This window comes from Desulfovibrio litoralis DSM 11393 (genome assembly GCF_900143255.1).
GTDB classification, from domain to species: Bacteria; Desulfobacterota; Desulfovibrionia; order Desulfovibrionales; family Desulfovibrionaceae; genus Frigididesulfovibrio_A; species Frigididesulfovibrio_A litoralis.
Genome location: NZ_FRDI01000015.1, coordinates 13,305 through 32,997 on the forward strand (window position 1 = coordinate 13,305; position 19,693 = coordinate 32,997).

Annotated in this window: 18 protein-coding genes; 14 read left to right on the forward strand and 4 right to left on the reverse strand. The window is 37.7% G+C overall.

Features of this window, described 5'->3' with window-relative positions; genetic code table 11:
• Positions 1–110: 110 nt before the first annotated feature.
• The 3 genes from BT999_RS11085 to BT999_RS11095 are packed head-to-tail and all read right to left on the reverse strand — an operon-like array spanning position 111 to position 5,049.
• Positions 111–1,244, reverse strand: coding sequence for an ABC transporter permease (locus BT999_RS11085; RefSeq protein ID WP_072697861.1), 1,134 nt, complete (start codon positions 1,242–1,244; stop codon positions 111–113).
• Positions 1,241–3,985 carry a ribosome-associated ATPase/putative transporter RbbA gene (gene rbbA, locus BT999_RS11090; protein WP_072697862.1) on the reverse strand — a complete coding sequence of 915 codons (2,745 nt, stop codon included), beginning with the start codon at positions 3,983–3,985 and terminating at the stop codon, positions 1,241–1,243. The genes BT999_RS11085 and rbbA overlap by 4 nt, the downstream gene beginning before the upstream one ends.
• Positions 3,982–5,049 carry an HlyD family secretion protein gene (locus BT999_RS11095; RefSeq protein WP_072697863.1) on the reverse strand — a complete coding sequence of 356 codons (1,068 nt, stop codon included), beginning with the start codon at positions 5,047–5,049 and terminating at the stop codon, positions 3,982–3,984. Before BT999_RS11095 ends, rbbA begins: the two co-directional genes overlap by 4 nt.
• An 805-nt stretch (positions 5,050–5,854) precedes the next feature.
• On the opposite strand from BT999_RS11095, the gene BT999_RS11100 reads away from it, so the two are divergent.
• From BT999_RS11100 to BT999_RS11110, 3 genes are all read left to right on the forward strand, one after another.
• Positions 5,855–7,003 (forward strand): Fic family protein, encoded by a 1,149-nt coding sequence (locus BT999_RS11100; protein WP_072697864.1) that lies wholly within the window; start codon positions 5,855–5,857, stop codon positions 7,001–7,003.
• Between the two features lie 115 nt (positions 7,004–7,118).
• Positions 7,119–7,565 (forward strand): 3'-5' exonuclease family protein, encoded by a 447-nt coding sequence (locus tag BT999_RS11105; RefSeq protein ID WP_072697865.1) that lies wholly within the window; start codon positions 7,119–7,121, stop codon positions 7,563–7,565.
• Between the two features lie 62 nt (positions 7,566–7,627).
• The gene (locus tag BT999_RS11110; protein ID WP_072697866.1) at positions 7,628–8,731 is read left to right on the forward strand and encodes a PDDEXK nuclease domain-containing protein; all 1,104 of its coding nucleotides are present in this window, start codon (positions 7,628–7,630) and stop codon (positions 8,729–8,731) included.
• A 120-nt stretch (positions 8,732–8,851) separates the two neighbouring features.
• On the opposite strand, the gene BT999_RS11115 is transcribed toward BT999_RS11110, so the two are convergent.
• Positions 8,852–10,321 carry a caspase family protein gene (locus BT999_RS11115; protein WP_072697867.1) on the reverse strand — a complete coding sequence of 490 codons (1,470 nt, stop codon included), beginning with the start codon at positions 10,319–10,321 and terminating at the stop codon, positions 8,852–8,854.
• Positions 10,322–10,705: 384 nt separating this feature from the next.
• Between BT999_RS11115 and BT999_RS12770 the strand changes: the two genes are divergently transcribed.
• The 11 genes from BT999_RS12770 (at position 10,706) to BT999_RS11175 (ending at position 19,565) form a co-directional block, all read left to right on the forward strand.
• Positions 10,706–11,044, forward strand: coding sequence for a plasmid mobilization protein (locus BT999_RS12770; RefSeq protein WP_178139350.1), 339 nt, complete (start codon positions 10,706–10,708; stop codon positions 11,042–11,044).
• Positions 11,034–11,888, forward strand: coding sequence for a hypothetical protein (locus BT999_RS11130; protein WP_072697870.1), 855 nt, complete (start codon positions 11,034–11,036; stop codon positions 11,886–11,888). The genes BT999_RS12770 and BT999_RS11130 overlap by 11 nt, the downstream gene beginning before the upstream one ends.
• Positions 11,806–12,873 (forward strand): hypothetical protein, encoded by a 1,068-nt coding sequence (locus tag BT999_RS11135; RefSeq protein WP_143145561.1) that lies wholly within the window; start codon positions 11,806–11,808, stop codon positions 12,871–12,873. Before BT999_RS11130 ends, BT999_RS11135 begins: the two co-directional genes overlap by 83 nt.
• 870 nt (positions 12,874–13,743) lie before the next feature.
• Positions 13,744–14,709 (forward strand): hypothetical protein, encoded by a 966-nt coding sequence (locus BT999_RS11140; RefSeq protein WP_143145562.1) that lies wholly within the window; start codon positions 13,744–13,746, stop codon positions 14,707–14,709.
• Positions 14,710–14,717: 8 nt separating this feature from the next.
• On the forward strand, positions 14,718–15,098 hold the full coding sequence (locus BT999_RS11145; RefSeq protein ID WP_143145563.1) for a hypothetical protein: 381 nt from the start codon (positions 14,718–14,720) through the stop codon (positions 15,096–15,098).
• A 33-nt stretch (positions 15,099–15,131) separates the two neighbouring features.
• Positions 15,132–15,521 carry a hypothetical protein gene (locus tag BT999_RS11150; RefSeq protein ID WP_072697874.1) on the forward strand — a complete coding sequence of 130 codons (390 nt, stop codon included), beginning with the start codon at positions 15,132–15,134 and terminating at the stop codon, positions 15,519–15,521.
• A gap of 134 nt (positions 15,522–15,655) precedes the next feature.
• The gene (locus BT999_RS11155) at positions 15,656–16,009 is read left to right on the forward strand and encodes a hypothetical protein (protein ID WP_143145564.1); all 354 of its coding nucleotides are present in this window, start codon (positions 15,656–15,658) and stop codon (positions 16,007–16,009) included.
• 96 nt (positions 16,010–16,105) lie between these two features.
• Entirely contained in the window at positions 16,106–16,615 is a 510-nt protein-coding gene (locus BT999_RS11160) for a hypothetical protein (protein WP_072697876.1), read from the forward strand.
• A 167-nt stretch (positions 16,616–16,782) separates the two neighbouring features.
• Positions 16,783–17,784, forward strand: a complete 1,002-nt coding sequence (locus BT999_RS11165; protein WP_072697877.1) for a hypothetical protein — start codon at positions 16,783–16,785, stop codon at positions 17,782–17,784.
• 87 nt (positions 17,785–17,871) lie between these two features.
• Complete coding sequence (locus tag BT999_RS11170; RefSeq protein WP_072697878.1) at positions 17,872–19,215, forward strand: pentapeptide repeat-containing protein; 1,344 nt, start codon at positions 17,872–17,874, stop codon at positions 19,213–19,215.
• 104 nt (positions 19,216–19,319) lie between these two features.
• The gene (locus BT999_RS11175; protein WP_072697879.1) at positions 19,320–19,565 is read left to right on the forward strand and encodes a hypothetical protein; all 246 of its coding nucleotides are present in this window, start codon (positions 19,320–19,322) and stop codon (positions 19,563–19,565) included.
• Positions 19,566–19,693 lie beyond the last annotated feature (128 nt).

Genomic DNA, 19,693 nt, shown 5'->3' on the forward strand with positions numbered 1-19,693 from the left:
TTTTATTTCATAACTAAATAATAACAAATATGCAATAACGATTTTAATATAGCGATATTGTTAAGGTTTTTAAAATAGCTTTAACTTAAAAAAATAGGTTTAAAAATACTCTATTCTGTCATTTGGCTGATTGATTTACGAAAACGCATGAGAGAAAATGTAAAAAGAATTGAGCCAATCAGAATAAGATAGACAAACGGCTCCCATACGGTGGCAATACCAGCACCACGATAAAGAATAGCTTGTCCGAGTTCAACAAAATGGGTGGTCGGTGCTATCAGCATGATTTGTTGCACAAATTCTGGCATACTCTCACGCGGGGTGCTACCACCAGAAAGCATTTGTAGCGGCAATAACACTAAAACAAGTAACATGCCAAATTGAGGCATACTGCGTGCCACAGTTGCTAAAAAAATACCCATAGACGTGGTGGCAAATATATGTAGAGCAGCACCAACAAGAAAAAGAGCTATGGAGCCTCCTATAGGCACATGTAATGCCATATGCACTACAAAAAATAGAGATAGCCCAGAAGCACAGAGTACCACTAATCCCATAGACCATATTTTTGCAATCATAATTTCAGCAGGGGTTACGGGCATTACCAATAAGTGTTCAATAGTGCCGTGTTCACGTTCGCGAATTAGTGCAGCCCCAGTCAAAATAATCGAGAGCATAGTAATGTTGTTAATTAGCTCCATAACCGCACCAAACCAAGACTGTGTAAGGTTTGGGTTAAAACGCATACGCAATGCCAGTCCAATGGGTGGCGTTTCTATACGGCGATAACGATTGATAAATCCAGAAATCTCATCTGTTATAATCTGTTGAATATATCCGCTACCAGTAAATGCTTGGCTCATGCGAGTGGCATCCACATTGAGCTGGATTTCCGGTTGCTTGCCTGCCAGAAGGTCTCGTTGGAAATTTGGGGGAATGTTTAAGGCAAATGTGTATAGCCCAGTATCTAGCCCACGGTCTACCTGATCAAATGAAATAATAGCAGGTGGCAAAAAATGTGGTAGATAAAAGGCTGAGGCAATGCTCAGGGAAAGAGCGGATTCATCTTCGTCTACAATGGCAATGCTCGCTTTGTTAAGTGATTCTGGCATAGCTGTGGACGCCGTATAGATAGAAACGGTAAAAGTAAAAATGATCAAGCCCAGCATCATAGGATCGCGCACCAGCCCCCATAGTTCTTTTATCCCAAGTCGGTATATGTTCTCAATGTGGTGTTGTATCATGTGTCCTGCTTTTTAAGTAACATAATGGTTACTACCAGTATGACTGGTATGCTCAACCATAAAATACCAGTCTGAACGTATAAATCCATAAAACCTAAGGCTTTATTAAATACTCCACGACTAATAATCAGCATATGGGTTGTAGGATAAACCTCACCGATTATTCTACCGGCTCCCTCAAGAGAGGCAGTAGAGTTCATCATGCCAGAAAACTGAATAGCTGGGAGCATAGTACCCACCATGGTAAAAAAAATGGCGGCTATCTGGCTTTTGGTAAAGGTAGAGGCAAATAGTCCAAAACCCGTGGTAACAATACAATAGGCCAAAGAAGCTATGGTTAGAGTCAAAAAGCTTCCCTTTATCGGCACATCAAAGGCAAAAACAGCCAGAGCCGTTAGCAGAAAAAAGTTTACCATGGCTAGACCTATGTAAGGCAGTTGCTTACCTAATAAAAATTCCGTGCGTGTGACTGGTGTTACATATAGGTTGATGATAGAACCCATTTCTTTTTCTCTAACTACCGAAAGAGCTACCAACATAGAAGGCAACATTAGTAGCAAAATAGGGATAACCGCAGGTACCATAGCGGGCAGGCTTTTTATGTCAGGGTTATAGCGAAAACGTGTTTCAATGTTGGCAGGAACGAAAACAGGCTTACCTAACCGTAGCAGGGTAGAATCTGCGAGCCAAGTCTGGTGCAGACCTTGTACATATCCCCGTATAGTTTCCGCTCGTTGTGGCATGGCACCATCAATCCAGACGCCAATCTGCACTGGTCTACCGTGTTCCACGTCTCTACCAAAATTTGGTGGTATTTCAATGGCAAGAGAAAGCTCTCCCGCCCGCATACGCCTATCCAAATCCGCATAGTCCTGAATATTTTTCTTTTCATGAAAATAGCGAGACCCAGCAAGATTGATGGTATAATTTCGACTGATACCACTTTGATCTCTATCAAGCACAGCATAACTCAAATTTTCTACGTCCATGTTGATGCCAAACCCCAACACTATCATTATAATAACCGAGCCCAGTAATGCTAGTGTTGCACGTATTGGGTCACGGCGTAGTTCTAGTGACTCACACCATGAATAGCTTAACATGCGATTTAGGCTAAAAATGCTCCGTGAAACTGTGGTACTAGATTCAATCTTGGGTTGTGGAGGTTTATACGTGGCTGTGTTATTTTGCTTTTGTTCGTTAGCACTAGCCTCTATAAGATAGCTGATGAAGGCTTGTTCTAGTGAAGCGGAACCACGTTGTTTTACTAAAACGGCTGGAACACCACTCGCTAAAATTTTTCCGGCATGCATAAAAGAAATACGGTCACAGCGTTCGGCTTCGTTCATAAAATGGGTTGAAATAAAAATAGTAACATGATCTTTACGCGACAGTTCAATCATCAGTCGCCAGAAATTATCTCTGGCTATCGGATCTACTCCAGAAGTAGGTTCGTCAAGAATCAATAAATCAGGTTTGTGTACCATGGCAACTGCTAACGAAAGTCGCTGACAGACACCAAGTGAAAGATTTGGTGGTAAACTGTCCGACTCGTCTTGTAGCCCGAACCTTTCTAACATTTCCTGAACACGTGCTGGAATAGTTTCTTCAGGCAGGTGGAAAAGACGGGCATGTAGCACGAGGTTTTGGCTAACTGTTAGTTCATTGTACAAGGAAAACGCCTGAGACATATATCCCACGCGCTTGCGGGTAGCCATATCATCAGGATTGACGGGATGCCCAAATAGCGAGACAGTACCTTCGGTTGCTGGTAATAACCCTGTAAGCATCCTCATAGTAGTGCTTTTTCCGCAGCCGTTAGACCCCAAAAAACCAAAAATTTCCCCTTGTCGAATCTGTAAACTCACATCAGAAACAGCCACAAAATTGCCAAAACGCTTGGTAAGCCCGTGTGCTTCAATGGCGATAGGAGCATCGCCAGATATATTCAACGGAACGATTTCCACTGGTTTGTAACCTTGTCGCCTTTTTTCCGGCAACAGTTGGATAAAAGCGTTTTCCAGTGAGGTGCTATCGGTTTTTTGCATTAGAGAGGCTGGAGTGTCGGTAGCCAGTATTTTACCCGCATCCATGGCGACTAGCCAATCAAAAGTCTTTGCTTCGTCCATGTATGCCGTGGCTACCATAACGCTCATCTGCGGGCGTTTTTTTCTGATAGAGGCTACTAGTTCCCAAAATTGTGCACGAGCCAGCGGGTCCACCCCAGTTGTTGGTTCATCTAAAATTAACAAATCAGGATCGTGAATAAGGGCACAACACAACCCAAGTTTTTGTTTCATGCCTCCAGAAAGTTGTCCTACAAATCGATCTAAAAAAGGATGTAACCCAGTACTGTAAGTTAAGTTGTCGATACGAGATCTACGCTCCTGTGCGTTCTGCCCAAAAAGGCGTGAAAAAAACTGCAGATTCTCTTCTATCGAAAGAGTAGGGTACAAGTTTTTACCTAGCCCTTGTGGCATATAAGCAATACGAGGACACACCAAATCACGATGACGCTTAGATCGCATATCACCATCAAGGACACGAGCTTCTCCCTGCTGTATGGCTCTAGCACCAGAAACAATAGACAATAAACTAGATTTACCCACTCCATCTGGTCCGATAAAACCAATGATACATGCCTCAGGTATAGCCAAGCTAATATTGTCCAAAGCCAAAATTTTGCCGTAGTGCAAGCTAATGTTGGTCAACTGTACAATTAAAGGAGGCGTAGCTGTCATGGAGCAACTTTTACCGCCAGCGATTCTGGCCATTCTGCATTAGGGTCGAGTTTGAGCCAAGTCACTCCCGGCAGACCAGTTTTTACCATGGTAATATGTTTTATCAAAAGGTCATGATCAATTTGTGCTTTAACCCGAAACATTAATTTTTGGCGTTCTACATAGGTTTCAACAGTTTTTGGAGTAAACTGTGCTGTGCTTGACACAAAGGTAATTTTAGACGGAATCACATAGTTTGGAGCAGCATCAAGAATGATACGGGCATCTGACTGTAAGGCGACTTTACCTGCGGACTCTTCTGACAGAAAAAAAGTCATATAAACATCAGAAAGATCGACCAAGTTCAAAACCTTACCACCAACACCAAGTACTTCTCCTGGTTCCGCAATACGGTATTGTATCCTTCCACCACACGGAGCCGTTAATTTGCAATCTTCAATATCCACAGCAATTCTGTCAACTGCCGCTTCAGCACCTCTTATTTCCGCCTGTGCACCATTAGCCTGTGCCTTGGCAACTTCTACCGCAGCCTCTGCAACAGCCACTTGATCCTTGGCAACCTCTACAGCCGCCTTGGCTCCCTGTGCCCCTGCTTTGTCGTCTTCAAATGTATTTTGAGATACAGCACCTTTACGGAACAGCGCAGAAGAACTTGTTGAGCGTCGTTGTACAGTGTCTAATTCACTTTCCCTCTGGGCTACTGTAGCCAAAGCGGCATTTCTATCGCTTTCGCGTAGTTGTATCTGAGCCCTAGCACTCACTTCTGTTGTGATAGCTTGTTGAAGTTGAGCTTTAGCTTGGTGCAGTTGTGCTTCAAGATTTTTACTATCAATGGTTGCCAACAGTTGTCCTGTTTTAACAAAATCACCTTCGTGAACATAAATAGATTCAACCCGACCAGCCAGCTTAGTGGCAATATCAATCTCTGTTGCTTCTATCCTACCGTTTCCGCTGACAAAACCTTTACCTAGTTCATTGGCGTGCAAAGAACTCCATGCGTAATACCCCGCAGCAAGACCAATAATGATTATTACTAGAATAACTATTTTTAAAGAAAACTTCACAGAGGTAAACCTCGCTTTATAAAAAATCCACAGATTAAATTCACTAATATCGGTTTGTTGTCACTTAATCATTTAAACTAATCCCATAAACCAACTTGAAATCAATATATAAGACCATCGCAAAATTACGTTTTGCGTTCTTTGTCAGCGTTAGTGTTTTTGGAGTGTCTTTACAAATGAAGCCACTTATAGACCATTGTGCAATAGTCTCTATATGCGAAAAGATGGTACTTATTATTTATAATAGTGTTTATTCTTGGTTACCAAGTTGATTTTATAGTTGTTTTTTATAATTTTTCCGCACTACGCAATGCTGATATAACAAAAATGTATAAGATAATCTTAGCTATTGTTTAAAAAACTGTCTGTATGCTAACGCACATAGTGGAAGGTAATTTGGTGGTATGCACGATATTATTCTTGGAGATTGTTATTTTTTTTAACTAATGAGGTGTATTGCCTCCCATAAGTCATAATATTAATCACAGGAGGATTTATGGAAAAGTTACCTAAAAGGGTTCTCCTTTAAAGATGGGGATAGGTAGGAAAAATACAATCAAATTTTGATCGGAAAAATGCTCTGAATTTTAGCCTGCCCCTGTCTTTGGTGTAGAGCCACTTTAAAATACATTATTTCCCCAAAATTTCCCCGAGCATAAAATAATGAAAAAAAAATACACAAAACTGAGTTTTTGTCGTGTCACTTAATTGTTTGCTATATAAAATAAAGCTATACATCTTAAAAATATTATTTTAACATAATAGACGAAAGTAAAATAACTCTTGTTTTTATTTTAGGATAAATATGAAACGTTCTCTTCAAGGCGACTATATTTCAATTACAACAACTGGTGAAAAGGCGGAGGCTTTTATACCTCACCCTTTACCACCAAGTCCTGGTATTGAATGGACTCCAAAACTCTTGCAATCTTTTGATAGTGCAAATTTGGCATTGGGTAGGTTAGATAGTGCTTCAACTATGTTGCCGAGTACCACACTTTTTTTATATACATACATTAAAAAAGAGGCTGTACTTTCTTCTATGATTGAAGGTACGCAATCTTCCCTTTCTGACCTTTTGCTTTATGAGATAAATCAAGACCCTAGTGTTCCATTAGCAGACGTTCAAGAAGTTAGCAATTATGTTGCGGCTCTAGAACATGGGATTAAACGTTTGTCTGAGGGTTTTCCTCTTTCTTTGCGTCTTATTCGAGAAATTCATGAAATTTTACTTGCACGAGGTAGAGGAAGTTTGAGTGCTCCAGGTGAGTTTAGGCGTAGTCAAAACTGGATAGGTGGCACTAGTCCAAGCACTGCGTATTTTGTTCCACCGCCGGCAGAATTTGTCCAAAAATGTCTAGGAGAGTTGGAACACTTTTTACATGATTCACCTCAAGCAACATCGCCACTGTTAAAAGCAGCCTTGGCTCATGTGCAGTTTGAAACAATTCACCCATTTTTAGACGGCAATGGACGTATCGGGCGTTTGTTAATTACTCTTATTTTGTGTGAACAAAAGGTGTTACAACAACCGCTTCTTTATATCAGTCTTTATTTTAAAACTCATCGTATGTATTATTATGAGCTTTTAAATAATGTACGCACTATAGGTGACTGGGAAAGTTGGTTGCTATTTTTTGCTGAAGCAGTAACAGACACTGCAACTCAAGCCGTGCAATCGATCAATCTATTAGCTAAGATGGCAGAAAAGAATAAACAAGCTATTGGAAGTTTAGGTCGGGCGATGTCTTCTGCTCAAATTTTACACCAGGCTATGTTACAAAGACCAATTGTTAGTGCAAACTGGCTTGTTGATAACACTAAATTAACGCCAGCTACAGTGAATAAAAGTCTGACACATCTTGAAAGCTTGGGTATTGTTAAACAACTTGGTGATAAAAAACGTAATAGAATGTTTGCTTATACAGAATATATGCAGATTTTAGGCATATAAAGTTAAATGAAAGTAGTTTTGTAATGAATTTAATTCCTGACAATGAGAGTCGCATTGTTGTGGAAACACATTTTACAGGGCAGTAATATCAATATTTTTTAGCTATAAGTGAAGTATGAAAGAAATATCTATATTTTTTGATACAGAGTTTTCAGACTTTGAAAACTCGGAGTTAATCTCTTTGGGAGCAATCTCGGCTGATGGTAAGAGTGAATTTTATGCAGAAATAAATAATATTCCAGAAAACTGTAGCGAATTTGTAAAAGAACGAGTCTTACCTTTATTGCATGGAAATGGTATCAGCAAAACAGAGCTTGCCAAACGCTTTTTAGCTTGGCTTGAAAGCTTTGACAGTAATATAGAGCTTTGTTCTGATTCACATTATGATAGGAATATGATTGCCAATTTGTGTGGAGGGTTTCCTTTACCACTTTCAAATGGAGCAAAAAGCTCATGGTTTCCTTTGCCTCATATCATAACAGATAATCCTCATAATGCGTTAGAAGATGCAAAACTCTTACGTAAATATTTTGCACCTCATTTTTTACTTGATGATGATTAAAAAATAATGAATTAAATTATAGTCTAAATATACTTGATTGTTTTCAATAATAAGGTGTTATCATGCAATATCCTGAGTTACTCAAAGAAATAAAAGATCGTATTAGAAAAGCACAGATTAAAGCGACTATGTCTGCCAATGCCGAAATGCTTCTGATGTATTGGGACGTGGGGCGTATTATTGCAGAGCGGCAGTCTGTCGAAGGCTGGGGAGCTAAAATCATCCAGCGACTTGCTCAAGATATACGCAATGAATTGCCAGAAACAAAGGGTTTTTCCGAAAGAAATCTTAAGCGGATGCTCGCTTTTTATAATGAATATAGGGGGCTAGCAATTGGGCCAACGCCGTTGGCACAATTGTCTCACGATACAAATGTGCTAATTAGGCCAACGGTATTGACCCAATTGACACCAGCAGACAACAACAGTCATGATCCCAATATATTGCAACTTGTTATGCTCTTGCCTTGGGCACATAATATCGCACTGCTTGGCGTTAAAAATGAAAATACCCGTTTGTGGTATATGGCACAGGCTTTGGAACACGGCTGGAGTCATAGTAGATTGGTTGATCAAATTAAACAGAGTGCTTATGCTCGCCAAGGCTCTGCCGTTTCCAATTTTACTGTTCATTTGCCAGCACCACAGTCTGCTCTGGCTCAGGAAACCTTAAAAGACCCTTATATTTTTGATTTTTTAACAATTGAAGAGCCATTCCATGAGCGTGAACTTGAAACAGGTCTTGTAGGTCATGTGGAGAAATTTTTATTAGAGCTTGGAGCTGGTTTTGCTTTTGTCGGTAGGCAATATCATCTTGAAGTTAGTGAACAAGATTTTTATATCGACTTACTTTTTTATCATCTAAAACTTCGGTGTTATGTGGTAATTGAACTGAAAAAAGGAAAGTTTCAACCTGAATATGCCGGCAAAATGAATTTTTATTGTTCTGTTGTAGATGACAAATTGCGGCATGAACAGGATAATCCCACAATTGGTCTTATTCTTTGTCAGACAAAGGATAAAATCGTGGCAGAATATGCTTTGCGAGATGTGAATAAGCCTATAGGTATTTCAGAGTATGAACTGACACGAGCCTTGCCAGATAACCTGAAGTCTAGTTTACCAACAATTGAGGAGCTTGAAGAACGTTTGGAGTGGGATAAATAGACATGATTTATTGATAACAATATTGCTAATGTGTTTACTTGTAGTTTTATTTAATATGGTTGTGCATTATAATATCCATAGGCTAAGGCAACTAAATTGGATGTTATCATTTGCACTATTTTATTGCTTTTCTTTAGCATTTAATGAAAAATTACCCTTAACCGAATCAAGAATTTGTTGGTAGAATTTAGTCATAAAAGAATTAAAGAAGTCATCATCTTTAATTAATTCACGAATATTTTTCTTTGAAGCAGACCAAGAAAATTTTGTCAGGTCATCTGTAAAAACTTCCCAATTTTTTCTATTTCGATTAACAAGACCGGTGAATATCGCTAGATCCAGTTGAGATAACATAATGGCTATATATATGTGGAATCCATTAATATTAGGGAATTGTGGAGTGAATGTGATTGAAATATATGCATATTGTTGTTTACAGCTTGGAGCCATATATGTAACCACATCGACATACCTTGTAACTTCGGTATAATCATCCAACTGTTTTGTTCTAGGGGCAAAAGGGTCAAAAGCAAATATATTAAAAGTATGTTTTTTTTCAATAAAGGTTTTAGGCTCTTTTGTTTGTTCTATGGAAATAAAAAGGTTTGCTCCTTCTTGATCTGAAACCCATTTGGATATGTCGTTTATCAAGGGCAATTCTGTGTATTCATTGTAAGTTGCAACTTCTATCTGAAATAAACTTTCTATGTTAGATGGTTTGTTTGTAGAGATACATATGTCATATATCTTTTTTAGAATTGTATCTGCTTCGTCTTTTGTACAAAATCTCTTTGCATCATTTTTAATATTCTCAATTAAGCCCATGGTATTACTGCTAGGCTCTACTATATCTGATTCTTGTCTATAAAAAGGTAATGATTGAACGAATGTTGCAACACTATCATTAATTGTGCAAAAAAATTCTGTATTATCAGCTTGCTCTATAAAATAAGGAGTTTGTTTTGCATTTGGTAAAAAACGATCAGATAAAAAATCTTTAATGTCTCGATAACGGACTTTTGTATCTTTAGGCTTATCAAAAAAACGCAAAAATTCTTCTGTAAAATGGCTAATTTTCTGACTTGCAAAAGAACTTTGCGTTGATAAGCTTGAAAAAAAGAAATAGCATTTCTTAAAGTTTGATTTTTCTCTATCAAATAAAGTTCTATAGTTTGAATTATCCTTTATATATGAAGAACCAGATTGGCAGGCATCAATAAATTTAAAAGTCATTTCAGGATTCAAAGTTCTTATGTATGAATCTATTTCTGAATTGGATATTGATGTTTGATTTTGTGATGATTCTGAATAATCAGCCCATAAATAGTAAAATACATTTCCATCATGATTTCCATGTCCAGAGTAGTATAAAGTAAATTCATCAATAGTATTTGATTTATGTTTTTCTATAAAATTTATAATTTTTTGTTTTGCATCAAAGCAAGAAATAGAGTCATCTAATGTTAAGATGTCATCATATTTTTCTAATTTTTCAAAAAGACCTTGGACAGCAGAAAGGTCATTGGAACATGCAGGTAATGGATCAATATTTTTATAGTTATTAATTCCGATCAGTATGGCAATATTCACTTTTACCTCCATCTTTATCTATAAATGTATAATTGGCTTAGTTAAAAGTCAATATCTTTTATTTTTTGAATTCATTACACGTCAAAAAGGACTAGGCAGACCAAAGGTGATTATTGCCTTGTACGAAATAACAACAGAAAACGAATTAAACGAAAATAACGAATTTAACGGAATAAATCAGCGTTTCTTTAAAAAGTTTTTTCGTTTTTTCGTATATTTCGTTTGTTCGTAAACCCTATGAACGCACTGCATTGTATTGGCAGTGTTGTTGATAGCCAGCCTACCCCATGTACGTACATTTGCTTCGCATCTGTAGTTCATGGGGGCTGGCGAGGGGACGCTGTCCCCTTTGAACCCCTGAAAGGCAAAAGAGAAGAAACGGATATGGTAAAACGGCTCATTAAAAACACAGTACGATTTGAGATGCGATGCTCTCCAGATGAGTTGGAGGCCTGGCGACATGCTGCGTCTACACATGGGCTTTCGCTTTCGCAGTATGTGCGCTTGCGTCTTAACCGTGACCCTTTGCCTGCCGTAAAAGCAAAAACCGACCCATCATTGATTAGACAGCTAGCAGCCATTGGTAATAATCTTAACCAGATAGCTCGATGGGTAAACACCAACAAATATAAGGGAGCGTCCACGCCAGTGGAAGAAGGAATATATGCAGTTCGACAACAGTTAGCACTACTCTTAGAGCAGGAACGCAATCATGTTGATTAAAGTTTTTGACAAAGGTCTGGGTGCAGGGTTTGGTCCAGTGGAATATCTGTGTGCCTTAAATCCCTTTGGAAAAGGAATGCGTGATGTGCCACCCCAGATACTTAAAGGTGATCCCCAAATGATGCGTCTACAAATAGACGCTGTGCCGTTCAAGTGGAAATACTCAAGTGGTGTTATCAGCTTTGCTAAAGAAGATGATCCCGCAGAATCGCAACTGGATGAAGTTATAGAATGTTTTGAGGCGTTGGCTTTCGCAGGGTTGCCACTATCGTCACGAAGTATTATGTGGGTACGTCATCAACACACGGGGCGAGAAGAACTGCATTTTGTCATTCCAAGACAAGAGGTTCATAGTGGAAAAAGTTTTAATGCCTTCCCACCAGGTTGGGAGAAAAAGTACGACATGCTACGTGACACCTTCAATTACAAATATGGCTGGGCCAGACCAGATGACCCCTTACGTGCTCGTGCCTGGCAACCGGGTTTAACGAGCTTGATACAAGAAGATGCCAAGCGAAAAAAGAAACCCATCCCTAAATCTATTGGTTCCATTATCACTGACCATTTGGGGAATCTCGCTATTAACGGAGAAATAGCAACGCGGGCAGATGTTACTAGGGAAATTGAATTGCTTGGGTACACCCTCACTCGAGCAGGTAAAGATTACATCACCGTGCTTGATACAGCTACAGGCAAACGCGAACGCTTGCGTGGGACACTCTATCATGCTGATTTTGACGGTCAAACAGGAGGAAAACGCTATGCTGAGAGAGCGAAATCCTGTCAAAACACCCAATCCAGCAAAAGCAAAGGAAGCATACACCGTATTGCAGCAAGTAATTAAAAAAACAGCCATTTATAACCAGAAACGTTATAAATTAAACATTCAGCCAATGAACGTCTCTTCACCACAGCCTCAAGAGACCTTAAACAATATAAGGCACCCTGTTTTTAGACTAAAAGAAGAACGCGGAAGTTGTATTTTACCAAAAATCGTTTACGACGCTCCTCATAAATCACTTATTCAGGAATCGCGATCCATTTTCGAGTGGGTCACGGCTCGGGGTTATGGAACACGGAACATTCAATATGAACTTTCCAAAATTAATGCACGGCTAGAAATCGCTCCAATTTCGATGGCAACTAGCTATAAACAGCAGGATGCGTATATTGTACGAGGAAAAGTGAGAGTTCCTCTGTCCGCATTGGGCAAGAACGCAGACAATCAGGCACTTTACAGTTATCATCTGTTGAAGTTTCTCGACCGCAAGCGGTGGCAACAACATGACCTGGCCGCAGCATGGTTCACAAGGTTAATCAATTTACAGAAATCTGGACCACAAACGACTTTTGAGCAACTCCGCTTGGTTGCCCATGCCAAAAAACCGAAAAGGCAATACTTAGTTGATATTCACTCGGAATTATCATGCCCCATACAACTATATCAGGCTATCAAGCATTTTTTCTGTCAAAGGTCTGAATATTTCCCAGCTTGGCTCTCTCTTCAAGGCATCCGACGAATTAAGGAGGGCTTGGGTACCGCTATTATTAACGATGACACCATCAAGCCACCAGATCCTAGCATTGGGTGTTCACGTCTAAGTATAACACTACCTCTCATTAAGTCTGTCCAAAGGTTAGATGCTATTATTAATCCAGATATCCCTATATCTAAACCTTACAAAATGACTGTGGAGCAAGAAATGGATATGGCTCGTAAATTACAGCGGTTCGATTTGGCGTCTTTCACCACCTTGCCACCACCTTTCAAATCAGCAAACACCAAATCGCAGGGCAATTCTTCGCCATCCATTAGGCACGGATCATAGGTTCTTTTGAGCTGGTATCTGCACGATGTGTTGATAGGAATTGTCAATGAAGTATCATATAAATTTTATGCAACGATCAATTTTTGTTGTCTTTTGCCTGCTTTATAAATTTCAGGCTATTATAACTATTTATTATAATTACATTTAAAACATTTTAATAGTTATCAGAATCTGGAACGATCTTCGTTTATTTTCCAATCATAAAACATGAAGGAGTAAATCTATGAGACTTAGGCCGAAGAAGTCTTCCGCAGGAAACGAATTAGAAAATGCGTATGCACGAGGACGCACCGCTTTATGGCTTGCCAGAATCTTATAAAAAATATAACCATTGATTCAAGTTTTTTGAATGTTTACAATGGGTACTTGGCGATCTACGAATCATCATGCCAGAGCTTCTGAGAGAAATTAAAAAACATTGAAAAAACAAAGCGTTCTTCTATTCAAAAGTTTCTAAAAAAAGAAGAAAATGTAAACTTAGCTATTGTCCTTGAAGAGTTTCTTTACAGATACTCCGCTTTAAATAGTCTTGTTATTGATGTTTTTCTCAAAAAATGCTTTGTTACATATTAAAAGTTGTATAAAAAATGCAGGCTTTTACGAAGTAGCTTGAAAACGCTGGAAAGGGCAATCTATAGGCAACACAACAATAAACGTTAGTAAAACCCCGCTCAATTGGCCGGAGATTCATGTCCCAACCTTCGAAGAACTCGGCTTTAATAGAGAACTACCAGAAATTACCGGTAAGCCGTAACTTAAGAAAAGATAAATTAAAAATATTAAAAAATATAAGCTTAATATACTAGAAAATATAAATAATCGTATAAACTCCAAAGTTGAAATTAGTTGAATAAAACAGGATAAACAAAAATGAAAGAATTACTTGCTAAGATTTATCAAAAACTAACGTTGAATAATATAATGATATTCTTCCTTATATCACTTTTTGGAGTTTATATGATTTATACTCATGCTACAACTATTAGCCTTAAAGACATTACCCCCGAACAACTTAGTGCAAACCCAGAGCTACTTAATGGTAAGACTTTAAAAGGTAGTGTTAGCTATCGTAACGGTGTTCTTGTCTATTTTAAAGACTTGCATATAGAAAATATTACTTTAAAAGATGTAACTTTTGAAGATGTTATTTTGGATGCGGCTAGTTTTAAAAATGTTATTTTTGATAACTGTACCTTTTCGGGGTTTCATGTTGAAGACAGCATTTTTGAAAGAGTTTGGTTTAATGGTGGAATAATGAAGCCATCTGTGAATAATTTCAAGACTAGAGTAGAAGGTTGTAGATTAAAAGATGTTTTTTTTGATGGAACACATTTTAATGGAGCAAAACTGGCTGTCGGTGGTGGGGGGGGGATTATTAAATTTAAAAATACAAAGCGTGATAAAACATCTCATTTTGGTACAAGGAATTCCCACCTTATTCTAGAAAATATTCAAAGCGATGCAAACAGTAGTTGGGATAACATTGGTGAACCGCTCAGTTTACATATTAAAAACTCTAAATTTACTAACGGTGGGATAATAGGCGGAGGGGTTGATAGCCTTTATATAGAAAATTCAGAGCTTAGTGATGTTGTACCGGCGGCGAAACAGGGGGTAATCACTAATTGTATTATTAATGGTCTTAGAATGGCTAATGGTGTTTTTTATTTAGTCAATAATACTTATGGTCAAAAAGGTAAGGCAGCGGGAATTTCTATAGTGAAAAGAAGTTTAGATGTTCCAACTCACGCCTATATTTTAGGCGACCCGAATAAAGTTAATCGAGTAAATATGGATATAGGGGGGGGGCAACTGTTTATAATATGGATATGCTGAGTTTGAGAATGAATGGCGTAACTTATGATTGGCGCGATTTAGAAAAACTGGGGCTATCCAAAAAGTTGAAAGTATTTATTCCCATATCCGAAGCGAGCTTTAAAAACGTAACTATTCGTGGTGGCGATTGGAAAAACCTTGAATTGCTAGGTGGTAAGTGGGAAAACGTAAATATTTATCCTGAAATAAATATGGATAACGCCTCAATAGATAACGTTAAAGCCTATAACGTAAATTACCCTGAAGGTGCCCCATTTAGAGGAACACCCACAGGCAAAACCACAATAAACGTTAGCAAAACTCCACTCGACTGGCCGGAGATTCATGTCCCAACCTTCGAAGAACTCGGCTTTAACAGAGAATTACCAGAAATCACCGGTAAGCCGTAAAAGCTAAGTAAAAAAGTAAAAAAATTAAATATCTTGAGTGGTGAAAAAGATAAGCAAATTAAGTCAATAGTAGAAGATGTCAAACACGCAAGTAATTGGCTTGATACCTTGCAAAAGGAATATGGACACCACGTTATGGATGACAGCTACGAAAATAGTGAATATTCTTGGAAACATAAAGGAACATCAACTACATTTGGAAACGACATTGAAAAAAATAAAGCTGATCTAGCCTCCATAATAAATAAGCTCATGCTAGGTAAAGAGAAAGGAAAAATTGAATTTGATCTTATGCAGTATTGGAAAGGTTCTCTTTCTGTAAGAGTTATAGAACACATGCGAGCTAGTAATGATGAAGTGCGTGGAGCAATTTGGCTATCTCGTATGAAATTTAAACTAAAACTTATGAAGGAAAAATCATGAAAATAATCAAAATAGTATTTTTATTCATACTAACACTGGCAACCGTAGGATGCTCTATTAAAAGTAGGTCCAGGTTTCCACCCGACGAAGAAGTTAGCGTGATCAACAGATGTTCCGAAGTGTATACCTATAGCATGGAGGCTCCAGAAATGACAGGAGTATTTATCTCCGTTGATAATAGTGATAATCTTTTTTCAGGGATTGAATATACTGTGCAACCTCACAGCCCTTCTAACCATAAAAATTTTGACAAAACCAAATCATCGAATATTGCTGATCTCATCAACGGTAAAAAATTTACCTTGACGATAAAAAAAGATGGAAAAGTAGTTCGAACATACACAGAGAGGGTTTTTCAAAATGCTCCAAGATATATTGATCAATCCATAACGTATTCTAAATATATCGACGATTTCATAGTGTTAAAATATTTAGGTAATGTTACTAGATCTCGTTTCGATATTATTTTTTGTGGCTCTTCTAATTGATTATGAAGGTCATCAAACCAGTCTTAATGATGAAGTGTGTAGAGCAATTTGGCTATCTCGTATGCAATTTAAACTAAAACTTATGAAAGAGACATCATGAAGATCATCAAAATAGTATTTTTATTCATACTGGCACTGGCAACCGTAGGATGTCCTATAGAAAGAGGACTAAATCAAGAGAGTTGCCCAACGGGAGGCATTGGAATAGATAACAGATGTGATCAAGCATATACTTATAGTATGATGGCACCAGACATGACTGGAGCATTCTATACCCCTGATGGTGATATTTTTTTTTCAGGCATGGAATATACAGCTCATTTGCAGTCTGGCAGTAATGAGTTATTTGAAACTTATAACGAAATACAATCATCGATTTTTGCTGACCTCATCAACGGTAAAAAATTTATCTTGACAATAAAAAAAGATGGAAAAGTAATTCGTACATATACAGAGAGTGTTTTTCGCAACACTGTTAAACAAACTAATGAGAATGGCTTTGTTGATTACATATATACCGATGATTTCATCGAAATAACACATGGTTCTGGTTACCTATTTATTGTTCTTTGTGGCGGAAGCGATTATGCCACCAACAAGCCATGATATATTCCCAAAAATTTAAAAGATACGCTGAGTGAACAAAAACATGACTCAGAATAAACTGTGTAAGGAGCTATTTTAATTTTCTAATTGAGTAAGTCTTATAGCTTAGACTGCTTGTATTATATAAAAGAATAGAAGAATAACTACCTAAATAAATAGGAGTATTTATGTTTAAACTATTACGATTGCTTTCTTTGATAATCTTATGTTGTTTTTCAAGTGTGAGCTATGTACGAGCGGGTTCAGGCAACTCAATTGTAAATGGGAGAGTTGCAAACATTGCATCTGTCAATCAAGGAGGAGATTTAATAAGCAAAATTGGTCTTTTAAAAAACATTTTTTCTGTTGTTACAATGGGAAATGGGTATCGTACAACCTTTTTTGGTCTTATGAGTGGAGGTAACTCAAACTATGGTGCTGAATCTCACATTGACTTAGATGCTCTGGCTATTCTTACTGGTTTAACTGAAGGTATTGCTACTCCAGTTGGAGTAGTTGAATTGAGTGCATTCTTTGAAAAAGGACAAGGCTCATATTCCCATTCTGAAGGAGCATTAGCACTTACGGAAAGTGGTGATACAAATTATCATGGAGGTGGCATTATGGGGCGTTATTATCCAAAGTGTATTATCCCACTATATATAGAGAGTTCCTTTCGCAAGGGGCAATCCGAAACAAAGTTTTCAGGAAAGTATGCAAATGGAGAAAGAGCATTTTCTAGTTTTGAAGTAGAAACTCCGTACCATGGAGTACATGGTCAGCTAGGTCTTTTATTTGGCTCAAATAAAATGACAATAGATGTTTCAACAGCATATATATGGACACACTTTGATGATTCAACCGCAGTGTCTTCTAACGAAAAGATACTATTTGCTCCTATTGATTCACATCGTTGGCGCAGTGGTGTGAAGGGAACATTTAATGGTTCACCTTTTGACACTTATGCGGGAGCGTATTTTGAACATGAGTTTAACGGAAAATCTCGTGTAAATATGAATGGGCAGAAATTTAATGGAACATCTTTAATTGGTAGCACTGCAATAGGAGAATTTGGCGTAATATTTTTGGTTGCGAGACCAATGAGTCTTTCTGTTGATGCAGGAGTTAAGGGATATACAGGGATGCGTGAAGGAGTAGAAGGCTCTTTACAAATAAATTTTTCATTTTAAGATTAACAGAATATGCGATTTATTAAGAAAAAGTTAAGATAAATACATATCATATTACTTGCTATTACAACCCAAACAGGAGCCTTTATGTTTAAAACTAAACTAAAATTACGCTGGATTATCATCGCTGTTTTAGCTTTAATAGGAGTATACTATATGTACGAGCAGTATAGAACCATTAGGCTTAGCCCGGAGGAAATAATAGCTAACCCCTCTATACTGAATGGGGCGATTATGACGGGCGCAGTCTACAAGGGCTTAGTGCTTAAAGACGTTACCCTAACGGGGACTAAATTTACAAAGATTATTCTGGAAAAACCCGTCTTTGAAAATGTGGTCTTTATAGACGCAAAATTTGACGACATGAATATGAAGAATGTTCAATTTAAAAATGTCCAATTTAAAGACTGTACTTTTATTACCGCCCAAATAAGTAACGGTGATTTTAGCGAGGTGAGTTTTAAAGGGGGTAGTTTTTCTTATCGGGGTGATATCAATAGCCGTAAAAGAGATTATAGTAGCTATATTATGGGGGTAGGTTGCGATAAGGTACTCTTTGATGCGGTAGCCATGAATTCTGTCTCGATGAACGGTATGGAAGGTTCTATAACCTTTAAAAATATGCATAATATCAAAAAAGATGACTCAAGTTCTGTTATTAATGGTAATAAACTTACCCTCCGTATCGATAATTGTACCGCCGACGGTTTTACCTTTTCCGCCATGTTTGAAGGCTCAACCGCTTATGTTACCAACAGCACCTTTAAAAACTCTGCTTTTGTCGGGGAAAATAGTAAAGCGATGTATTTTGAAAACTGTAAAATATTAGACGGTACAGAGATACACGATGCTGGAACTCTAGTCATAAAAAATAGTACGGTTTCCGGAGCTTTTAGTGGTAAAGGTAACTGGTATTTTGAGGGCTGTGAGTTTGTATTAGATAGAAGCAGAGCAAAACTTGTAGATATGGTATATGAAGTTAGTTCCACTTTTGAAGGAGATAAAGACAGCCACGCTTTTGTTTTAGGTAGTAAAACCAAAGCCCCTTGGTTAAGTGTAAGAGGGGGGGGGGCTGTTGATATGTATAACATGAATATTGAAAATTTTAGACTTATTGATTGGGCATCAGCTTTAGAGGTTAATCTTAGAAATGTCGCTATTTATGGCGGTGATTTTGGTAGTGAAAGTAAGTATTACAAACTCAAGATGAAAGGCGGAAAATGGGAAAATGTCCAAATGTATCCCGAAGTAAACATTAACGAACATACCGACCTTGGCGAGCTTAAAACTTATAACTTAACCTTTCCTAACGGCAACCCTTGGCGAGGCACTGGACAGGTTAAAACAATACCCGTTAAAACCCCCTTTGACTGGCCGGAAATTCATGTCCCAACTCCAACAGAAATGGGCTTAAAAGATACGCTTGAGTAAACTTTTAAGATAAATACATATCATATTACTTTCTATTAAAACCAAACAGGAGCCTTTATGTTTAAAACGAAACTAAAGTTAAGCTGGAACCAGTTGTCCTGAAAATGATTGGAGCTTTTAGATTAGCAGATATATTTTCTCAACGTCGCCTAAAAAAGAATACAAATCTTGGTGTGATAAACACGGCAATTACCTGGAAACTGTTAGACAAAAGGTTTGAAAAAAAAATGACTTTGTGGCGTAATCAAGTAGTAGAGTTTAGAATGAAAGCCTTTCCTGCCTTCATGATGTTCAAAATATTACTTTTTTCATTATGGTATACAATGATGAAAAAAGGACGCAAAACGTAGCTTTGAACGGGTCTTTAGTTATAGACAATAATACATATATCAATTAGTTATTAAAATCATCAAAAACAAAATTCTGTTCTCTTTATAACCCTTATTCTTTTACTCTTTAAAAAATAATAACTGTTTTT